Annotated in this window: 20 protein-coding genes; 4 read left to right on the forward strand and 16 right to left on the reverse strand. The window is 39.0% G+C overall.

Annotation, left to right across the window (positions count from 1 at the left end):
- Positions 1 to 26 precede the first annotated feature (26 nt).
- From HL290_RS06185 to HL290_RS06245, 13 genes are all read right to left on the reverse strand, one after another.
- Positions 27 to 800 carry a TatD family hydrolase gene (locus tag HL290_RS06185; protein WP_198495931.1) on the reverse strand — a complete coding sequence of 258 codons (774 nt, stop codon included), beginning with the start codon at positions 798 to 800 and terminating at the stop codon, positions 27 to 29.
- Positions 801 to 817: 17 nt separating this feature from the next.
- Positions 818 to 1,159 carry a PilZ domain-containing protein gene (locus tag HL290_RS06190; RefSeq protein WP_003651467.1) on the reverse strand — a complete coding sequence of 114 codons (342 nt, stop codon included), beginning with the start codon at positions 1,157 to 1,159 and terminating at the stop codon, positions 818 to 820.
- Positions 1,160 to 1,169: 10 nt separating this feature from the next.
- The gene (locus tag HL290_RS06195) at positions 1,170 to 2,150 is read right to left on the reverse strand and encodes a DNA polymerase III, delta' subunit (protein WP_005041101.1); all 981 of its coding nucleotides are present in this window, start codon (positions 2,148 to 2,150) and stop codon (positions 1,170 to 1,172) included.
- A gap of 13 nt (positions 2,151 to 2,163) precedes the next feature.
- On the reverse strand, positions 2,164 to 2,925 hold the full coding sequence (gene kdsB, locus HL290_RS06200) for a 3-deoxy-manno-octulosonate cytidylyltransferase (RefSeq protein ID WP_017390561.1): 762 nt from the start codon (positions 2,923 to 2,925) through the stop codon (positions 2,164 to 2,166).
- A 9-nt stretch (positions 2,926 to 2,934) separates the two neighbouring features.
- Positions 2,935 to 3,945 (reverse strand): tetraacyldisaccharide 4'-kinase, encoded by a 1,011-nt coding sequence (gene lpxK, locus HL290_RS06205; RefSeq protein WP_198495932.1) that lies wholly within the window; start codon positions 3,943 to 3,945, stop codon positions 2,935 to 2,937.
- A gap of 2 nt (positions 3,946 to 3,947) precedes the next feature.
- Complete coding sequence (msbA, locus tag HL290_RS06210) at positions 3,948 to 5,675, reverse strand: lipid A export permease/ATP-binding protein MsbA (RefSeq protein WP_045432725.1); 1,728 nt, start codon at positions 5,673 to 5,675, stop codon at positions 3,948 to 3,950.
- On the reverse strand, positions 5,672 to 6,100 hold the full coding sequence (locus HL290_RS06215) for an ExbD/TolR family protein (RefSeq protein WP_004642621.1): 429 nt from the start codon (positions 6,098 to 6,100) through the stop codon (positions 5,672 to 5,674). Before HL290_RS06215 ends, msbA begins: the two co-directional genes overlap by 4 nt.
- Positions 6,101 to 6,114: 14 nt before the next feature.
- Complete coding sequence (locus tag HL290_RS06220) at positions 6,115 to 6,750, reverse strand: MotA/TolQ/ExbB proton channel family protein (RefSeq protein WP_005041113.1); 636 nt, start codon at positions 6,748 to 6,750, stop codon at positions 6,115 to 6,117.
- A gap of 50 nt (positions 6,751 to 6,800) precedes the next feature.
- Entirely contained in the window at positions 6,801 to 7,688 is an 888-nt protein-coding gene (locus HL290_RS06225) for a ParB/RepB/Spo0J family partition protein (RefSeq protein WP_016138313.1), read from the reverse strand.
- Positions 7,685 to 8,467 carry a ParA family protein gene (locus HL290_RS06230; protein WP_003651453.1) on the reverse strand — a complete coding sequence of 261 codons (783 nt, stop codon included), beginning with the start codon at positions 8,465 to 8,467 and terminating at the stop codon, positions 7,685 to 7,687. Before HL290_RS06230 ends, HL290_RS06225 begins: the two co-directional genes overlap by 4 nt.
- Positions 8,468 to 8,488: 21 nt before the next feature.
- Positions 8,489 to 9,121 carry a 16S rRNA (guanine(527)-N(7))-methyltransferase RsmG gene (gene rsmG / locus HL290_RS06235; protein ID WP_198495933.1) on the reverse strand — a complete coding sequence of 211 codons (633 nt, stop codon included), beginning with the start codon at positions 9,119 to 9,121 and terminating at the stop codon, positions 8,489 to 8,491.
- An 87-nt stretch (positions 9,122 to 9,208) separates the two neighbouring features.
- Positions 9,209 to 9,898, reverse strand: a complete 690-nt coding sequence (gene murU, locus HL290_RS06240; RefSeq protein ID WP_198495934.1) for an N-acetylmuramate alpha-1-phosphate uridylyltransferase MurU — start codon at positions 9,896 to 9,898, stop codon at positions 9,209 to 9,211.
- Positions 9,898 to 10,911 carry an aminoglycoside phosphotransferase family protein gene (locus HL290_RS06245; RefSeq protein WP_198495935.1) on the reverse strand — a complete coding sequence of 338 codons (1,014 nt, stop codon included), beginning with the start codon at positions 10,909 to 10,911 and terminating at the stop codon, positions 9,898 to 9,900. Before HL290_RS06245 ends, murU begins: the two co-directional genes overlap by 1 nt.
- A 120-nt stretch (positions 10,912 to 11,031) precedes the next feature.
- On the opposite strand from HL290_RS06245, the gene HL290_RS06250 reads away from it, so the two are divergent.
- A complete protein-coding gene (locus tag HL290_RS06250) occupies positions 11,032 to 13,464 on the forward strand; it encodes an LPS-assembly protein LptD (RefSeq protein ID WP_198495936.1) in 2,433 nt (810 codons plus the stop codon).
- Positions 13,464 to 14,774 (forward strand): peptidylprolyl isomerase, encoded by a 1,311-nt coding sequence (locus HL290_RS06255; RefSeq protein ID WP_198495937.1) that lies wholly within the window; start codon positions 13,464 to 13,466, stop codon positions 14,772 to 14,774. Before HL290_RS06250 ends, HL290_RS06255 begins: the two co-directional genes overlap by 1 nt.
- A gap of 118 nt (positions 14,775 to 14,892) precedes the next feature.
- Here HL290_RS06255 and fba read toward each other — a convergent pair whose 3' ends face one another.
- The 3 genes from fba to HL290_RS06270 form a co-directional block, all read right to left on the reverse strand.
- Complete coding sequence (gene fba, locus HL290_RS06260; protein ID WP_003651441.1) at positions 14,893 to 15,930, reverse strand: class II fructose-bisphosphate aldolase; 1,038 nt, start codon at positions 15,928 to 15,930, stop codon at positions 14,893 to 14,895.
- 121 nt (positions 15,931 to 16,051) lie between these two features.
- Positions 16,052 to 16,297, reverse strand: coding sequence for a hypothetical protein (locus HL290_RS06265; protein WP_005041128.1), 246 nt, complete (start codon positions 16,295 to 16,297; stop codon positions 16,052 to 16,054).
- A gap of 125 nt (positions 16,298 to 16,422) precedes the next feature.
- On the reverse strand, positions 16,423 to 17,610 hold the full coding sequence (locus HL290_RS06270) for a phosphoglycerate kinase (protein WP_198495938.1): 1,188 nt from the start codon (positions 17,608 to 17,610) through the stop codon (positions 16,423 to 16,425).
- Positions 17,611 to 17,748: 138 nt separating this feature from the next.
- Here HL290_RS06270 and HL290_RS06275 point away from each other — a divergent pair, with 138 nt between their 5' ends.
- On the forward strand, positions 17,749 to 18,132 hold the full coding sequence (locus tag HL290_RS06275) for a DUF2237 family protein (RefSeq protein WP_003651438.1): 384 nt from the start codon (positions 17,749 to 17,751) through the stop codon (positions 18,130 to 18,132).
- On the forward strand, positions 18,132 to 18,725 hold the full coding sequence (locus HL290_RS06280) for a Maf family protein (RefSeq protein WP_198495939.1): 594 nt from the start codon (positions 18,132 to 18,134) through the stop codon (positions 18,723 to 18,725). The genes HL290_RS06275 and HL290_RS06280 overlap by 1 nt, the downstream gene beginning before the upstream one ends.
- The last annotated feature ends 30 nt before the right edge of the window (positions 18,726 to 18,755 follow it).

The following is an 18,755-nucleotide window of genomic DNA, read 5'->3' on the forward strand; positions in this document are numbered from 1 at the left end:
TTACTCTCTTATATAGTTTCTATAACTTAAATCGCTTTTAGCAAGTTCTCAAAATTTTGTGAGGTGATCATTGCAATTTCCTCAACCGATTTATCATATACATCACTGAGCGCTTTGGCTACATAAGGCACATATTTTGGTTCATTTGTTTTACCGCGGTATGGAACAGGTGCTAAATAAGGGCTATCTGTTTCAATTAAAAGTCGATCTAGTGGCACTTGTTTAGCTACATCACGCAAGTCTTGTGCATTTTTAAATGACACAATACCTGAAAAAGAAATGTAATAACCACAATCCAGTACAGCCTTAGCTGTTTCCCAATCTTCGGTAAAACAGTGCAAAATTCCATGCGTGGAATGTTCTGCACGGATAATATCTACCGTATCATGCCTTGCTGAACGCGTATGAACGACGACTGGTTTTTTTACAATTTTCGAAGCTTGGATATGTCTTGCAAAACATGCCTTTTGTTCTTCAACAAAATCTGTACTGTGATAATAGTCCAGTCCCGTTTCACCCAGAGCCCATACTTTTTCTGATTGAGCTAATTCAATCAAGTGCTCGGTCGTTGCACGTGCCATCGTATCTACATCTTCACAAGGATGCACACCTACCGTATAACCAACGTCTTCATGCCTATTTGCAATTTCTGCTAGTGCAATATGGTCATCAAGATCAACGGAAATTGCCATAAACTTAGACACTCCTTCTGCTCGCGCTGCAGCGAGCGCAAGGTCCAGATCACCGTTATAAGGCGTTAAATCTAACATCGTTAAATGGCAATGCGTATCAACAAACACTTTTCTATCCTATTTGATTACATGGTATAACTTGGACGATCTAGAGACATACTACCAGCCAAAACTCTTTCTGCCTCAGCTTTATAGTAAATTCCCTTATCTCCACTTAATTGAATAGCAAAACCTTGAGGTTTAAATCCACTTTGCTTGTGCGATATCCAAATCACCTTACCAGTGAGAGGAATTTTTTGAGACTGCTCAGGTAAAGTAGCTAAAATGAAAATTTCTTGTCCCATCTTTACCTTTTGTTTTGATGGTACAAATAGGCCTCCACCTTGCACATATCCCATATAGCTTGCTTGCAAAGTAGCTCTATCAGGAATATTTACCTGAATAATCCCCCCCATTTGCGGTTGCATAATCTTCCCCTTAAATATTCATTAACGTTATAAACAATTGATCTATAATAAGTTGACTTTGTACATTTTGCTCAACAAGCTTTTTTGCTTGTTGTACTTCACTATAAATATTAAATAAGCTTTCTAAATCGTAATATGGACTTAATTGATCAAAATCTAAATCAGTATTTTTTTGTGGCTGATTTAGCTTGACACAAATTAAATCTCCCAACAAGTATTCAAAAAGTACGATAAAATCATTAAAACTTAATTCTTTTTGCCATTTTCCTGAGAAAAATAGAGGCATATTTTTTTGAGCTACAATTTTTAGCCAGTCATTTAAGAAAATCTGTCGTTTAGCAAACCAATCACTTTTTGCAATTTCTATTGCTTGCAAAGGCATATCATTAGATAGACCAAGTAATAAATCAGGTTGTACTTCTGCAAGTTCAGATAAATGCTCATCCAAATATGAAGTAGCCTGTTCATATGAAATACGATCTAAAGCAAAATGCTGCAATCGGCTACGAATAGTGGCTGGTAATTTAAGATAATGATCAGCCAATAAAATTAAAACAACACGTTCACCGGGTTCTTCTAAAGTTTTTAGTAGCGCATTCGATGATGCCAAGTTAAGAGCTTCAGCAGGCTCAATAAGAATAACGCGCCAGCCTTCTCCAGTTTGTTGCACGAAAGGCAGTAAATCTCGGATCTTTTCGATTTTTATTTTTGCATTCTGCTTTTTATTTTCTTCATCTGTTGTGATATGGACATAATTGGGATGAGTGTCTGATTTTAACCATTGACAACTGCTACACTCACCACAAGCGCCATGGGGCTGCTTATTAAGGCAAAGCACCCATGCCAAAAAATGCTTAGCAAAAGCATGTTTCCCACAGCCTTGCTTGCCATAAAATAATAGGCCATGTCCAATATTGGGAAACCTTGTTGTTAAGGTATCCCATGTTGTTTTTTGCCAAGGATAAACCTTTGAGGTTACATTCGGATTCATTAAAAATTAACGCTTATTCAAAAGATTCGACAGGCATTTTATTTAAGCGATCAAGATCAGCTTGAGTGTCCACACCAGGAGGTAAATTTGCTTGAGCGACAGCAATCGCAATGCGATGTCCATTTTCTAAAACACGTAATTGTTCAAGACTTTCTAACTTTTCAAGCTTACCCATATCCCAAGTCACATATTCTTGCAGTAAGCTCACTCGATAGGCATATAAACCTAAATGGCGAAATGCTTGGTTATGTAAACTTGGCTCTGCCTGCGCAGCCCCATCACGGTCGTACGGAATGGTTGCCCGGCTAAAATATAACGCTTCATTTTGCTTAGACATGACTACTTTTACAATACTATCACGCTGAAATTCATCTAAGGTATGAATAGGCTCGCACAACGTAGACATTGAACAATTTGGTTTATCAACCAAGAGTTTTGCAACTTGTTGAACAAGCTGAGCTGGCAATAAAGGTTCATCCCCCTGAACATTCACAATAATATCATCTGCTGCCCACCCCTTAATACGAGCAACTTCGCTTAATCGGTCTGTTCCTGACGGATGATCAGGACTCGTAAGCACAACGTCCACACCATCTGCACGGCAAATCTCAGCAATACGCTCATCATCTGTTGCCACACATAGATCATCAAAGCCTTCGACTTTTTTTGCTTGATCCACCACACGCAAAATCATAGGACGGTCATGAATAAGCAACAATGGTTTACCTGGCAAACGCGAACTTGAGAAGCGTGCTGGAATGACGATGTGTTTCATTTTTTCTTCCTAAGATAATTGGATATCAAGTTTTTGCAGTTGCTGTTTTAAAACCTGATAACACTCTATAGACAGGATAGCTTTAACAGGAACAACCCAAATAGGCTGTTTAAATTCCGGATTTTTTTCAAGCAATGGTAATAATTTAACTGCATCTTTTTCAGTTGTAATAAGTGGCAGTTCATCATTAAAAATTAAATCATTGATTGAGTAATCATGATGGTCACGAAATGCATGTTCTTGAAACTGTTTTAGGCCTAAATCTTTAAGTGTTTGATAAAAACGCTGTGGAAAGCCAATACCCACTACAGCATGATAATTACTTTGAGGATTAAAGCTGTGCTCGGCCCTTGACGAAGGATTGAGTAAATATGGCTGTCCAGTCTCAAGATGCATATTTAATTCTGTAGTTGGTTTATACGCATGTTCAATTACTGTTCCAGTTTCTAAACGCTCAACTGGCTCTCTTAAATATCCTTCAGGCAATAGTTTTTTATTTCCTAAGCCACGACTCTGGTCGAGTACAATCCACTCGATTTGTCGCCCCAATGCCCAATGCTGCAAACCATCATCACTAATAATTAAATCTAGTGGTGTTGATGCAATCAAGAGCTCTATTGCAGCCTGCCTATTAGGACCCACAGCCATTGGCACACTCGTCGATTGAACAATTAATGCAGGCTCATCTCCGACCTGAGTTGCTTGAGCACCCGAAGTAACCAGCATTGGAAAAGGACCATTACCACCATACCCCCGACTAATTACTCCAACTTTGACATTATGCTGTTGTAGATAATTCACCAGTTGTATTAATAATGGAGTTTTCCCACTGCCACCCACCGTAATATTGCCAATCACCATGACAGGTACAGGTGCTTTATAAACTTTCTTTAAACCAGCAGTATAAAAATTACGATTTAATAGAAACCCAGCACGATACAAACAAGATAATGGACGTAAAGCAATCAACCAACTCGATTGCTTATTCCATGCATTCTGGATCAGCTGGGCCAATGACATGCTTAGTTATCCTCAAAATTACGCTGATGTAATTGATAATAAGCACCATGTTTTTCAAGAAGTTCTTGATGAGTACCTTGCTCAACAATTTGTCCTTGATCCATCACTACAATACAATCAGCATTTTCAATTGTTGATAAACGGTGAGCAATAACAATTGTTGTGCGATCTTGCATTGCTTCATCAAATGCTTGCTGAATAAAATGTTCAGATTCATTATCGAGAGCACTTGTAGCTTCATCTAAAATTAGAATTGGAGCATTCTTTAAAATTGCTCGAGCAATTGCAATTCGCTGACGCTGACCACCTGATAGGTTTAGACCTTGTGCCCCTAAAACAGTATCATAACCGTTTGGTAAATTCATAATGAAGTCATGTGCATAGGCTGCTTTTGCCGCTGCATAGATTTTTTCATCTGATGCACCTTCCAACTGACCATATGCGATGTTTTCACGAACAGTACGGTTAAACAATATAACTTGTTGATTTACCATTGCAATTTGCGTGCGTAGACTAGAAAGCTCAATATCATTAATTGGCAAATCATCTAAATAAATTTGTCCACTCGATACTTCTTGAAAACGTACCAACATGTTAACTAATGAACTTTTACCAGCCCCTGAACGACCAACCAACGCCACAGTTTGACCTGGAAGAATATCCAAAGAAAAATCTTTAATAGCTGATACACCATCAGCATAATTTAATGTCACATGATCAAAACGGATTGCACCATTTAATTTAGGCTTCAATTGACCACTATTTTGCTCTTCAGGTAAATCTAGTAATTCAAAAACAGAATGAGCTGCTGCTAAACCACGTTGTAACTTTTCATTAACATCAGTCAAGCTTTTAACTGGCTTTGCTAACAGACCAGCTGCTGTAAGGTAAGCTACAAATTCACCAGCACTTGTAGTGCCTAAAATCTGAGGCCGTAAAGCCAACCATACAATAAGAGCCATAGCACAAGCCATTACCACCTGAACAACCGGACTATTCAGGTTTTGTACAATTACCATTTTTAAGCCGCGTTTTAAGTTCTCTTCCGATGACTTATAGAAACGTTTTTGTTCAGATTCTTCACCAGCAAAACTTTTTACTACAGCATTACCATTAATACTTTCTTGGACGACGTGGTTCACATCACCCATAGTATCTTGTACCTGTAACGAAAGCTTTCGCATACGTTTCGAAGCTTTACGCACTAATACGCCAATCACCGGTAAAAATACAAAAATACATAACGTAAGACGCCAATTGGTATAAAACAGATAGCCTAACAACCCCAGAGTAATCATCCCATCCCTAACAATGGTTCTTAATGACTCAGAAGAAGCAGCTGTTAACTGTTCAACGTTATACATAATTTTGGCAGTAATATGGCCAGATGAATTATCTAAGTAATATTGTGCTGGGAGTTTTAAAAGTTTCGCATAAACTTCCTGGCGAATACTAAAAACTAAACTGCGTGAAATCACCGCAGTATAGTAGCCGCCCATAAATAGGCCTAAGCCGCGAAAGAATACTAATAAAATAATTAGTAACGGGAACCAATCCAAATCTGCTCTACTGTTGTTTTGGATTGCATCAATAATAAATTTAATCAATTTAGCAACGGAAACTTCTGTTGCTGAGTTAATACCGAACCCGATAAGTACTAATAAGGCCACGCCCCAATAAGGTTTTAAATAGGCTATGAGACGCGTATAAACCTTAAAATCTTGATTCACTCAGAAAAACCTCTAGAAGGAACTTTGGTACTAATATTGATGTTAACAAAACCGAGTTGTCCTGCCACATCCATAACGCGAATTACATCCTGATGAGACGCTTTGGCATCCGCAGCAATGATGAACATAAAATCACGGTGCTCTTGAGCAACTTGCTTAATTGCAGTACTCAGATCAGCAACCTCTTTAGACGAAAGTGCTTGACCATTCACAGCATAATGACCAGCAGAGTCTACCACGACTTCAATTTTATGATCGTACTGTTTTGGTGGAACACCTTGTGCATCTGGTAATGTTAGATTGATGCGACTTGGCTGATTAAAAGTGGTCGACAGCAATAAAAAAACCAAAATGAACAACAAACAATCAATCATAGGCGTTAAATTGATATGAATGTCTTCAACCTGAGAACGTTTAAATTTCATCTGGCTTTCACCTCCTAACCAACACGGCGGTGTTCAGCTACAGACGAAGAACGCTTATAGAACAATGAGGCATGAAATAAGGTCGATTGCTGTTCTAATTCGGCAATATAATCTTGCACTACTCTTTGAAAGTAGCGATAAGCAATTAAAGCAGGAATCGCAATTAACATTCCTACAGCTGTGGTTATTAATGCTTTAGAAATACCAGGAATCATTAAACTTGGACTGCCAGCCGATCCAAAATCAATAACAAGAAACGACTCAATAATTCCCACTACAGTACCAAGCAACCCTAACAGCGGTGCTACAGCACTTAGAGTGCCCAAAAAATTAATATTTTTTTCTAAATAGGAAATTTCTTGAGAAGCTGCCACTTCCATTTGCGCACGAGCAAATTGCTCACCATGCTCGCGATGCTCAAAACCTGCTTTTAAAATGTGTCCTAATGCGCTACTTTGCGCTTCTACATTTTGTTCTAAACTTTCCACGATATCTTCAGCTCTTAAAGAGCCTTTACCGCTTAATGCTTCGGGTAGAACTTGTGAACGTCTTAACCGAACAAAACGCTCAATACTGATCGCAACAGTTAAAATCGAGCATAGAATTAAAGGCAGCATCAACCAGCCACCCGCTCTCACAAGTTCCCACATATGTTCTTCCCCAAGAATATAAAATTAGAAATACATGACCCAACTGCAAATTATTCTGGCAAACAAATATTTAAAATGCCATCTAACTCATCCAAGGTATGATAATGAATAACAAGTTTACCCTTACCTTTTTGGTTATGATCAATTTTTACATTAGCGCCAAAACGCTCTGATAATTTTTGTGTCAATTGCTCAATATCTGGTGCTACAGGCGCTTTTTCTTTCTCCTGCTTAGGCTCACTTCTATCACGCACCAATTGCTCTGTTTGACGAACTGACAATCCTTTCTCAATTACAATTTTAGCAACTTCTAATTGATCTTTACCTTTCAATGTCAAAATTGCTCGAGCATGTCCCATATCAAGCTGGCCTTGCTGCATGAAATCTTTAATATCATCAGCTAAACTCAATAACCGCAATAGATTACTCACAGTGGTACGTGCTTTACCAACCGTGTCAGCAATTTCTTGATGACTTAAACCAAATTCATCATGAAAGCGCTGTAAAGCGATTGCTTGATCAATTGGATTTAAATCTTGACGCTGAATGTTTTCAATTAACGCTAATGCAATTGCAACCTGATCATTTAAATCACGAACAATTGCTGGAATTTCAGTTAAGCCCGCAATTTGTGCTGCACGCCAACGACGTTCACCCGCAATGATTTCAAATGGATGAGCTTCATCATCAACTGGACGGATTACAATAGGCTGCATCACCCCATGTTTTTCAATAGACGATGCCAACTCTTGTAAATCATGCTCATGAATAAAACGACGTGGTTGATATTCACCACGTTTCAGTAAATTCACATCAACTTGTTTTAACTGTCCGTGGTCTAACGCCTGTGCTTCCAGTTGTAGTTTTTCTTTTTGAATTGAACCAAGTAATGCATCTAAACCACGTCCTTTAGCCAATCCGCGTTTTTTGATGCTCATACTTTACTTCCTTTCTTCACTTTACTTCTCTTTAACATCTCAGCTGCAAGATTTAAGTATGCAACAGCACCTTTAGAACTTTTTTCGAAATAGATAACAGGTAAACCATGTGCTGGTGCTTCTGCTAAGCGAACATTTCGTGGAACAACAGTATCATAAAGTTTTTTGCCGAAATATTGCTCTAGTTCTGCAGATACATCACGTGTTAAAGCATTTCGTGCATCGTACATCGTACGCAGTACACCAATAATCTCTAAATCGGGATTGAGTGCTTTTTGAATACGATCAATGGTCTGAGTTAAATCAGCCAAACCCTCTAGCGCATAATATTCGCATTGCATTGGAATAATTACACTATCTACAGCTGCCAAAGCATTGACAGTAATCAAGCTCAGGCTTGGAGCACAATCTACAATGATATAGTCAAATGAGTTTCTGATTTCATTCAAAGCATTCTTTAGAATGAATTCACGACCTTCTTGCTCTGCGATAGCGAGTTCTACACCTGAAAGCTCACGGTTAGAGCCTAAAACTTTATATCCAACTTCTGCTTTTTGAATGGCTGTTTCAATTGGAACTTCGCCAAGAAGAACATCTGTAATTGAATACAAAAGATCGTTCTTTTGAATACCAGACCCCATCGTAGCATTACCTTGTGAGTCCATATCTACAAGTAATACACGTTTTTTTAATACAGCTAGAGACGCTGCAAGATTTACTGCAGTCGTTGTTTTACCAACACCACCCTTTTGGTTTGCAATCGCAATAATTTGAGCCATGGTAACCTTAATACTTTTTATTTAGATACGTTGAAGTAAAAGTAAATGACGTTGTTCATCAAGTCTTGGTACGCGCAGTTCAATCACTTTACATGAAAAGTCCTGCTTGAGCTGCTCAATTTCCTCAACTGGCACTACACCTTTCATCGCTGCGATTATACTGCTCTGATGAAGGTATGGCTGAGCCGCATCTACAAAGTCCGTTAAAGAAGCAAAAGCTCGACTTGTTATGATGTCAAACTGGCCAAGCTCATCAATTGTATCTTGATTCTCAACACGTGTTTGTACTGCCACAACGTTACTCAATTTAAGATCAGCAATAAATTGCTTCAAAAAACGAATTTTTTTACCATTAGAATCTAAAAGAACACATTGGCGTTGTGGCTGACAAAGAGCAATAATCATGCCAGGCATACCACCACCTGTACCCACATCAAGCAGTCTACCTTCAGGTAAGTCATTTAAAATACTTAGACTATCCAACAAATGCTTCACTAACATTTCTTTCGGATCACGAATTGCTGTCAGATTATATGCTTTATTCCAAAGTACCAAAGCATCTTGATACTTTAACAATAATGCCAAAGCTTCATCGCTAAGCGATAAACCTAATTTTTGACTACCCTGTTGTAACTCTTGAAAAAACGGATGCATAAACAGATAACATCTAAGTAAAATTTAAAACAAAGTATACCCATTTATGCATCGTGGAACACTAGTTAACGATTAGGGATTACACAGTTAATCGTAGAAGCCTTCACGAATTTGCAAATCTAGCTCCATTAAACGCTCAGGCGTTCCCACATCTACCCATGCACCTTTAAGTTTTTCACCAGATATTTTTTGGTTCTGCATCGCTTGCTTCAACAGTGGAGCTAAAGGACGTTTACCAGGTTCCAATCCATCAAAAAGCTTAGGATGGATAACGGACACACCACTAAAAGTGAGGTTCTCACCTGTCACATCTTGATCGAATGTAAAAGTGCGTCCATCGAACAATGTAAAGTCGCCTTCAGGATGCTGTTTAGGATTATCAACCAACACAAGATGTGCTAAATCATCATTTAGCTTAATATGGCGTAGGGCTTCAAAATCCATTGTGGTCCATACATCTCCGTTCACCAGAATAAACGGATCTGTTCCAAGCAGTGGCAAAGCATTAATAATTCCACCAGCTGTTTCTAGCCCTTCATCCTCTCGTGTCCAACGGATATCAACACCAAATTGAGAGCCATCGCCTAAGTTGCTGATGAGTTTATCGGCCAACCATGCAGAATTGATGACGATTTCGGTCACACCAATTTTCTTAAGTTTTTCAATATGCCACACAATAAGCGCCTTACCACCTACCTCAAGCAAAGGCTTTGGTGTATATAGCGTAAGTGGACGCATACGATTACCCAAACCAGCGGCAAGAATCATTGCTTTCATTATGCTGCTACCTCGTAGTTACCATATTTCTCGATAAACTTCGGCATAACGATGTTATTTATGAATAACATAAACTCATCAAGTTCAGCATAACCACGGCTTTCTTCAATCAAATACCACATTACACGCGGTAAATCTTTTAAATAACCTGATTTACCATCGCGCTCAAACAAACGCACAAAGATGCCCAAAATTTTAATATGACGCTGAATAGCCATTAAATCTGCATCACGTTTGAACTGTTCAAAACTACGGTTCTGTTTCGCAGACTCTGGTAACAAGTCATAAAAGACTCTAAACCATTGATACACACGCTCTGCATTCCACTGAACATAAGCATCACGAGTAATCGAGATTAGATCATAAGTATCTGCACCAATCACCGCATCCTGAAAATCAATAACTCCAAGCTCTAGTTCATTTGCAATTTTCATCAAATTACGACTGTGAAAATCACGATGTACAATCACTTGCGGCTGAGCCAATGCAGTTTTTGCTAACACATCGAAAGCATCATCAATCACCTGTTGCTGGCTCGCATTCGGAGTAATCTGCAAAGATGGCAGCATCCAGTCAGTCAACAGCTTCATTTCAGTTAACAATTTCTCATAGGAGTATGCTGGAAACTGCTCCTGACCATTCACAGACTGCAAATGAATCAGCTGTTTAAAGCTTTGTTCATAATATTTATCAACTGTTTCATCATTTAATAATGTCGACAACAGCACATCACCAAAATCTTCCAATAACAGAAAACCTTGAGCTAAATCTTTCGCGACGATCTGAGGGACGCGTACACCATGGCCTGCAAAAAATTCGTCAATGGTCACAAACGGAACACAGTCTTCTTTTTCTGGAGGGGCATCCATGAGCATATACGTTTTATTTTGTAACTGGATACGCGCATAACGGCGGAAGCTTGCATCACCTGCCAAAAAAGCGATCTTAAATTGATCATTTTCAAGAACAGATGTAAGCCATGTATATATCAATTGTTCACGTTGTGTATTCATTTGCAATAAAATCTAAAACAAGCTGAGATTTTTGAAGGGTTAAGTGTAGCCACTTATAAACTTTTTCTCTATGATGCGACAATAATTAATTGTGAATTAGCATACTTGGTTAATGAGACAATGAAGCATCAGTTTAAATTTAATCCTTTAGCGACAGCTATTTTTACGCTCTTATGTGGCTCCATACAATCAAGTTATGCTGAGTCAGCTGATGTTGTCTCCAATATAGACAATAATCAACTTAAAGCGAGTATCAAAGAAGCCTACCCAGGTCAAGAATTCTTTCAACAGTATTATGTTGATAAATCAGCTCCTGAGGCACAGCTTCGTGACAATAAATATTTAAGCTCGGCATTTTGCCAGGGTACATGGGTTACACCGATTAACCCTGAGACCAAAGCTCAAGATGCCGACAAAACGACTTCTGTCGTTACGGCTAACTATGGACATTATAATCCTGCCGGTGACTCTGTTTTAGAAGGCGACGTCGTTATTGATCAGGAAGGACGCACGGTTCGTGCTGACAAGGTTACGATTGATAAGACCCAAACCTTTGCACATGCACAAGGCCGAGTACAACTCGCTCAAGGCGGATTACTTTCACAGAGTGACGAAATTAATTACAACCTAAAAAACCAGACTGGTAATTTAGAAAATAGTTTTTATATTTCTGAACAACAACATGCCCATGGTCATGCAGGCAAAATCGAAAGAACATCGCCAAATGTCATGGTTCTTAACGATGCAACCTATACGACTTGCCCACCGGGTCAAAAACCGGGTTGGAAAATTCAGGCAAATAAAATTGAGTTAAATCAGGAAACTGGGCGTGGTGTAACTCGGGGGACAAAACTGTATGTTAAAGACGTTCCTGTTCTAGCAGTTCCTTACTTTAACTTCCCGATTGATGATCGCCGAACTACAGGTATTCTCAACCCACAGTTTGGTTTCTCAAACGATGGTGGTATTGAGCTTTCTGTTCCAGTTTATTTAAACCTTGCACCTAACTATGATTTGACACTGACTCCGCGTTATTTAGCAGACCGTGGTGCAATGCTAAAAGGTGACTTTCGATACTTAACCGATGGTTTTGGTGCGGGTGAAATGTGGGGTGGCATGTTGCCATCTGACAAAGAATACGATGATAAAGATCGTAAAGATTTCCATTTCTTACATAACTGGGATATCAACGATCAATGGTCAACTAATCTCGAATATAACTACGCTTCAGATAAAGACTATTTTTCAGATTTAGATAGCAGTCCTAACTCTAAAACAGACCTAAACTTACGTAGAGCATGGGAACTTAACTACCAACATGGTATTCCTGGTTTAAAAGCTCAGCTTAAAGTCGAAGATTTCCAGACACTTGATCCTGAAGTTGAAGATGCAAAAAAACCATATGCGCGCTTGCCACAATTCTTATTAAATTACGTTACTGGTAATCCATTAGGCTTACAATACGAATTCAATAACGATACTGCTTATTTTAAGAAATCAATTAATGATGATTCTGCTCAGGAAAGTAGTGGTACACGTATCTACAACCAGTTTGCAACGCGCTACAACTACCGCACACCAGCAGCATTTGTAATACCTGAAGTTTCAGTACGTTCTATTCAAACATTCTATGACAAAGACACTCAGTTAAATAATCCTGGTGGCTCTGAAAATAAATCAGTCGTTGTACCTCAATTCACATTGGACACTGGACTGAATTTTGAACGTGAGGGCAAGTACCTACAAACACTTACCCCTCGTGCATTTTATGCATATGCTCCATATAAAAACCAAGACAATTATCCAAATTTTGACTCAACTTCAGCATCAGTAAGTTACGATCAATTATTTAACCCTTACCGCTTCTACGGACATGACCGTCTTGAAGACAACAACTTTCTATCACTTGGCGTAAGTTATAGTCTTTTTGACACTGTAGGCTTAGAACGTTTACGTGCAAGTGTTGGTCAAAGTTATTATTTTGAAGACCGCCGTGTGACATTAACGCAACAAGACGAGATTGATACCGAACGCAATACTGGTCCAGTTGTAAGTTTAACAAGCCAGTTAAATCAAAACTTCACTATCGCAGCCAACTCAGCATGGATGTCTAATGGTGATAACGCTCAGCGTGATTTTCAGGTTTATTATACTGGAGATAAAGGAAATCTATACAACTTAGGCTATTTCTATCGCAAAGATATTGTAGGCCGTCAAGATACTTACGATCAGGTTGTTGCATCGTTTATACAACCAATTAAAGACAATTGGCGTATTATGGGGCACGTACAATACGACATGGATAACGATGTTGCGCGTGAGATTTTATTAGGCGTTAACTATGAATCATGTTGCTGGGGTATTTCAGTCTATGGCCGCTCATATTACAACGACCTAGATGATCCAAAATCTCCAGATGTTAGTGAAAAACGCGCCATTATGGCCGAAATTACACTAAAAGGTTTAGGTGGTTTAAACAATAAACTCGCGTCTTTACTTGAAAATCGCGTTTTAGGTTTTAACAAAATTAATCAATCTTGGACACAACGTTAATGAAGACAAAGCATCTTAAACAGTTTTTTAAAGCAACTACCCTTGCTGCCCTAATCTCTTCATCAATGCATAGTTTTGCCCAACCCGCTGATGAAGTTGTGGCAATTGTGGACAATAGCGTAATTTTAAAAAGCGATCTTCAACAGGGGATGGCTGAAGCCGCTCACGAACTACAAGCACAAAAAAAAGAGGTTCCACCTCAGCAATATTTACAATTTCAGGTGTTAGATCAATTAATCTTGCGTCAGGCACAACTTGAGCAAGTTAAAAAATATGGTATCAAACCTGATGAAAAAAGCTTAAATGAAGCCGTATTAAAAGTAGCAAGTCAATCTGGAACTAAAAGTTTAGAAGCCTTCCAGCAAAAATTAGATGCTATGGCGCCAGGGACTTATGAAAGTTTACGTGGTCGAATCGCCGAAGATTTAGCGATTAATCGTTTGCGCCAACAACAAGTCATGTCTCGTATTAAAATTAGTGATCAAGATGTAGAAAACTTCTTAAAGTCACCTCAGGGACAAGCTGCTTTAGGCAACCAAGCACATGTAATCCATATGCGTATTGCTGGTGATAATCCACAGGAAGTTCAATCTGTGGCTCAAGAAGTACGTTCAAAGCTTGGACAAAGTAATGATATAAACGCATTAAAAAAACTTTCAACTGCAAATGTAAAAGTTGATGGTGCTGACATGGGGTTCCGTCCACTTTCAGACATTCCTGCTGAACTTGCAGCACGTATTACTCCATTACAAGACGGCCAAACAACTGACTTAATTTCAGTACGTGATGGTGTACATGTTTTAAAGCTTATTGAGCGTAAACAAAATGAGCAAAAAGCTTTAGTACCTCAATTTCAAACTCGCCACATTCTCATTCAACCTTCTGAAGTGGTTAGCCTTGAAAATGCCAAGCAAATTATTGACAACATCTATAAACGCTTAAAAGCTGGCGATGATTTTGCGACACTTGCAGCTACCTATTCAAATGATACGGGTTCAGCGCGCGATGGTGGTAGCTTAGGTTGGGTAACTCCGGGTACGATGGTCCCTGAATTTGATAAGAAAATGCAGGAAATTCCTGTAGGTGAAATCAGCGAACCATTCCAGACTCAATTCGGCTGGCATATCTTACAAGTAACTGAAAAACGTGAAAAAGATATGACTCATGAATATCAAGAGCGTATGGCACGTCAAATTTTAGGTGAACGTCAATTTAACACCGAAATCGATAGCTGGTTACGCGAAGTGCGTGCAAATGCATATGTAGAAATCAAAGATCCAAGTCTAGACAAAAAGAACTTACAGAAATAAGTTCTTTTATCGTCATCAAAACCTGTGTCTATCACAGGTTTTTTTATGAATAAAATTTAACTAATAAAAAACCGGTTATATAAATAACCGGTTTCTATAAATTAAACCCTAACGGGAATTATTTATAACGATCAACCATTTTCTCTAAAGAAATTGGGCGGATCTTGTCAGCATTTCCAGCTGTACCAAACGCTTCATAACGATCGATACAAATTTGCTTCATTGTATCAACTGTTTTAGCAAAGTATTTGCGTGGATCAAACTCAGATGGATTCTCAGCCATAAACTGACGAATCGCACCAGTTGAAGCTAAGCGTAAATCAGTATCAATATTGATTTTACGTACGCCGTGCTTAATTGCTTCTACAAGCTGCTCAACAGGTACACCATAAGTTTCGCCAATATTACCGCCAAACTCATTGATTACCTTTAACCATTCTTGCGGAACAGAACTCGAACCATGCATTACAAGGTGAGTATTTGGTAATGCCGCATGAATTTCTTTAATGCGGTCAATTGCCAAGATATCGCCTGTAGGTGGACGCGTAAATTTATACGCACCGTGTGAGGTACCTACTGCAATTGCTAGTGCATCAACATTTGTATCAGCAACGAATTGAGTCGCTTCTTCAACAGAAGTTAGAAGTTGAGAATGATCAAGCACACCTTCAGCACCCACACCATCTTCTTCGCCTGCCATACCAGTTTCAAGGCTACCTAAACAGCCAATCTCACCTTCGACAGAAACACCACATGCATGTGCTAAAGCAACAACATTACGAGTTACATCAACATTGTATTCGTAAGATGTAGGTGTTTTACCATCCACACCTAATGAACCGTCCATCATTACTGAGCTAAAGCCAAGTTGAATTGAACGCTGACATATATCAGGGCTTGTACCATGGTCTTGGTGCATTACCACTGGAATATGTGGCCATTCTTCAATTGCAGCCAAAATAAGATGGCGTAAGAATGGAGCGCCTGCATATTTGCGAGCTCCAGCTGATGCTTGAACAATTACAGGTGAATTGGTTGCATCCGCGGCAAGCATAATTGCGCGCATTTGTTCTAAGTTATTTACGTTAAATGCTGGTACGCCGTAGTTATGTTCAGCAGCGTGATCCAAGAGCTGGCGCATTGAAATGAGTGCCATAATATCCTCCCAGGTAGTGCGGGTTATTCTACCCTTTCATTTATTTCAATTCAGCAACAAATCACAGTATTTCAAAAAAAATCCCCGCATATGCAGGGATTTTTTAACAAAAAACAACAAATTAATGTGTTTCTGAAGCAGCAGCCTCACTCGGTGCACTACCTTCAACCACATCGGTATTCTTTTCATCTAAAACTGGCTTATCAATTGCATCAATTGCTGCTTGTTGCTCAGGCGTTACTTTTTCAGAAACAGCTGTAGAAGCTGCCGATTCTTGTCCAGCCTGAGATGCTTCATCTTTCTTAGCACAAGCAGTCAACATCATCGGTACAATTAACAGAGCAGCAAATGTAAGCTTTAAATTCATCACTATTGTCCACAGTTGGTGATTTAATGCTCGCTATTTTATTGCAGATATATGACAGTTTAATGACCTATCCATGAAAAAAGGGATTGGTAACCCAATCCCTTCTTATTTTTCAGATAACAGTATTAAGCACGCTCAAGTAAAACAGCGACTGCTGGTAAAGTCTTCCCTTCAACAAACTCAAGGAATGCACCACCACCTGTAGAAATATAACCAATTTGATCAGCAACGTTATATTTATCAATCGCAGCTAAAGTATCTCCACCACCAGCAATCGAGAAACCAGCAGATTGTGCAACAGCAAGAGAAAGTGCTTTAGTACCTTCACCAAACTGATCAACTTCAAATACGCCTACAGGACCATTCCAAAGAATCGTTTTTGATGTTGTTAAAATACTTGCAAATGCTTTAGCTGTTTCCGGACCAACATCTAAAATCATATCGTTTGATGTTACATCTTCTACTTTCTTCACAACTGCTTGCGCTGCTGCTAACGAACCTAAGAAATCTTCAAAATTAATTTGCGACGCATCGGCAACCACAACATCTGTAGGCAGTGGAACACTTACTTTCGCAGCAATTTGTTTTGCAGTTTCAACCAAGTCAGCTTCGTATAATGATTTACCAACATTAAAACCAGCAGCTGCCAAGAATGTATTTGCAATACCGCCACCAACGATAAGTTGATCACAAATACTAGAAAGTGAGTTTAAAACATCAAGTTTAGTTGAAACTTTTGAACCAGCAACAATTGCAACCATCGGTTTTTCAGGAGTTTGCATTGCACGGCCAAGTGCATCTAATTCAGCTGCCAATAAAGGACCAGCTGCTGCAACAGGAGCAAAACGAGCTACACCTTCAGTAGATGCTTCTGCACGGTGAGCAGTACCAAATGCATCCATAACAAATACATCGCATAATGCAGCATATTTTTGTGCAAGATCTTGATTATTTTTCTTTTCACCATGGTTAAAGCGCACATTCTCAAGCAGTACGACTTGACCAGCTTCAACTTCTACGCCATCTAGGTAATCTGTTAACAATTTAACGTCTTGGCCCAATACTTCTGTTAAATAAGCAGCAACTGGCGCAAGTGATTGTTCTGGCTTTGGTTCACCTTCAACAGGACGACCTAGATGCGAACACACCATCACAGCTGCACCTTTTTCTAAAGCAGCTTTAATAGTTGGTAATGCTGCGCGCAAGCGAGCATCGCTAGTAATCACACCATTCTTGACAGGAACGTTTAAATCTTCACGAATAAGGACACGTTTACCTGTTAAGTTAAGGTCAGTCATACGCTGAAAATTCATGTAAAGCTCTCTTTATGATTTTAAAAACGCGCCAATTTTAAATGATTACATCAAAAAAGGTTAGTTTTTTTGCATAAAAGCTGTAGAAAGCCCCAGTTTTGATTATGATAGAGATAGTCATTTGATATTTCATCCATTATGTCTATTCATCCAGATCCACAAATCAATCGTTTAAATGTTTTAGGGGAACCTTTAGCAAGTTGTTGTTTCGACCCTATTACTGGCTATTTTAGAAATGGCTTTTGCCACACAGCAGTCACAGACCTTGGTCAGCATACTGTATGTGCGCAAATGACCTCTGATTTCTTAAATTTTTCACAAAAAATTGGGAATGATCTTATTACCCCTTTACCAGAAGTAGATTTCCCAGGCCTAAAGCCCGGTGATTTCTGGTGTATCTGTGTAACTCGTTGGGTAGAAGCTTATCAAGCAGGTCAAGCTCCTCCCATCAAAATACATGCATGTCATCAAGCTGTATTAAGCTATGTGCCTTTAGATGTTTTAATGGAATTTGCAGTGTAATGGTACAGCCACAAATTATTTTGGCATCAAGCAGTCAAACACGCAAAGCCTTAATGGATCGCTTAGGGATTAACTATATCTGTGTTAGTCCAGATATTGATGAGAGCCCTCGGGATGAGATCCATGCGGATGAACTTGCAAAAAGGTTGGCTTTCACAAAAGCTCAAGTAATTGCTGCAAAAAACCCACATGCAATTATTATTGGTTCCGATCAAGTCGCATGGCGAGAACATGCTCCCAATGACTTTATTGGTAAACCGATGACCGTTGAAAATGCCAAATTACAGTTAGCAGAAAACTCAGGTCGAACTGTCTACTTTAGTACCGCACTCAGTGTGCAATGGCTTGACAGGAATTTTGAACAAACGCTTGTTGAACATTATCAAGTTAAATTCCGAACCTTGAATCAAGCTGAAATTGAACGATATATTGCATTAGATCAACCACTCCATTGTGCTGGTAGCTTTAAGTGTGAAAGTTTAGGAATTAGTTTGTTCGAAAAAATGACAGGCCAAGACCAGACGACTCTTATGGGTTTACCCATGATTCAACTTTGCTATATTTTAAGGCAGCTTGGTCTACAGATTCCTTAATTTTAGATATTTTTATAAATAGGTTATTTC

Source organism: Acinetobacter sp. AC1-2, assembly GCF_016124155.1.
Taxonomy (GTDB): domain Bacteria; phylum Pseudomonadota; class Gammaproteobacteria; order Pseudomonadales; family Moraxellaceae; genus Acinetobacter; species Acinetobacter calcoaceticus.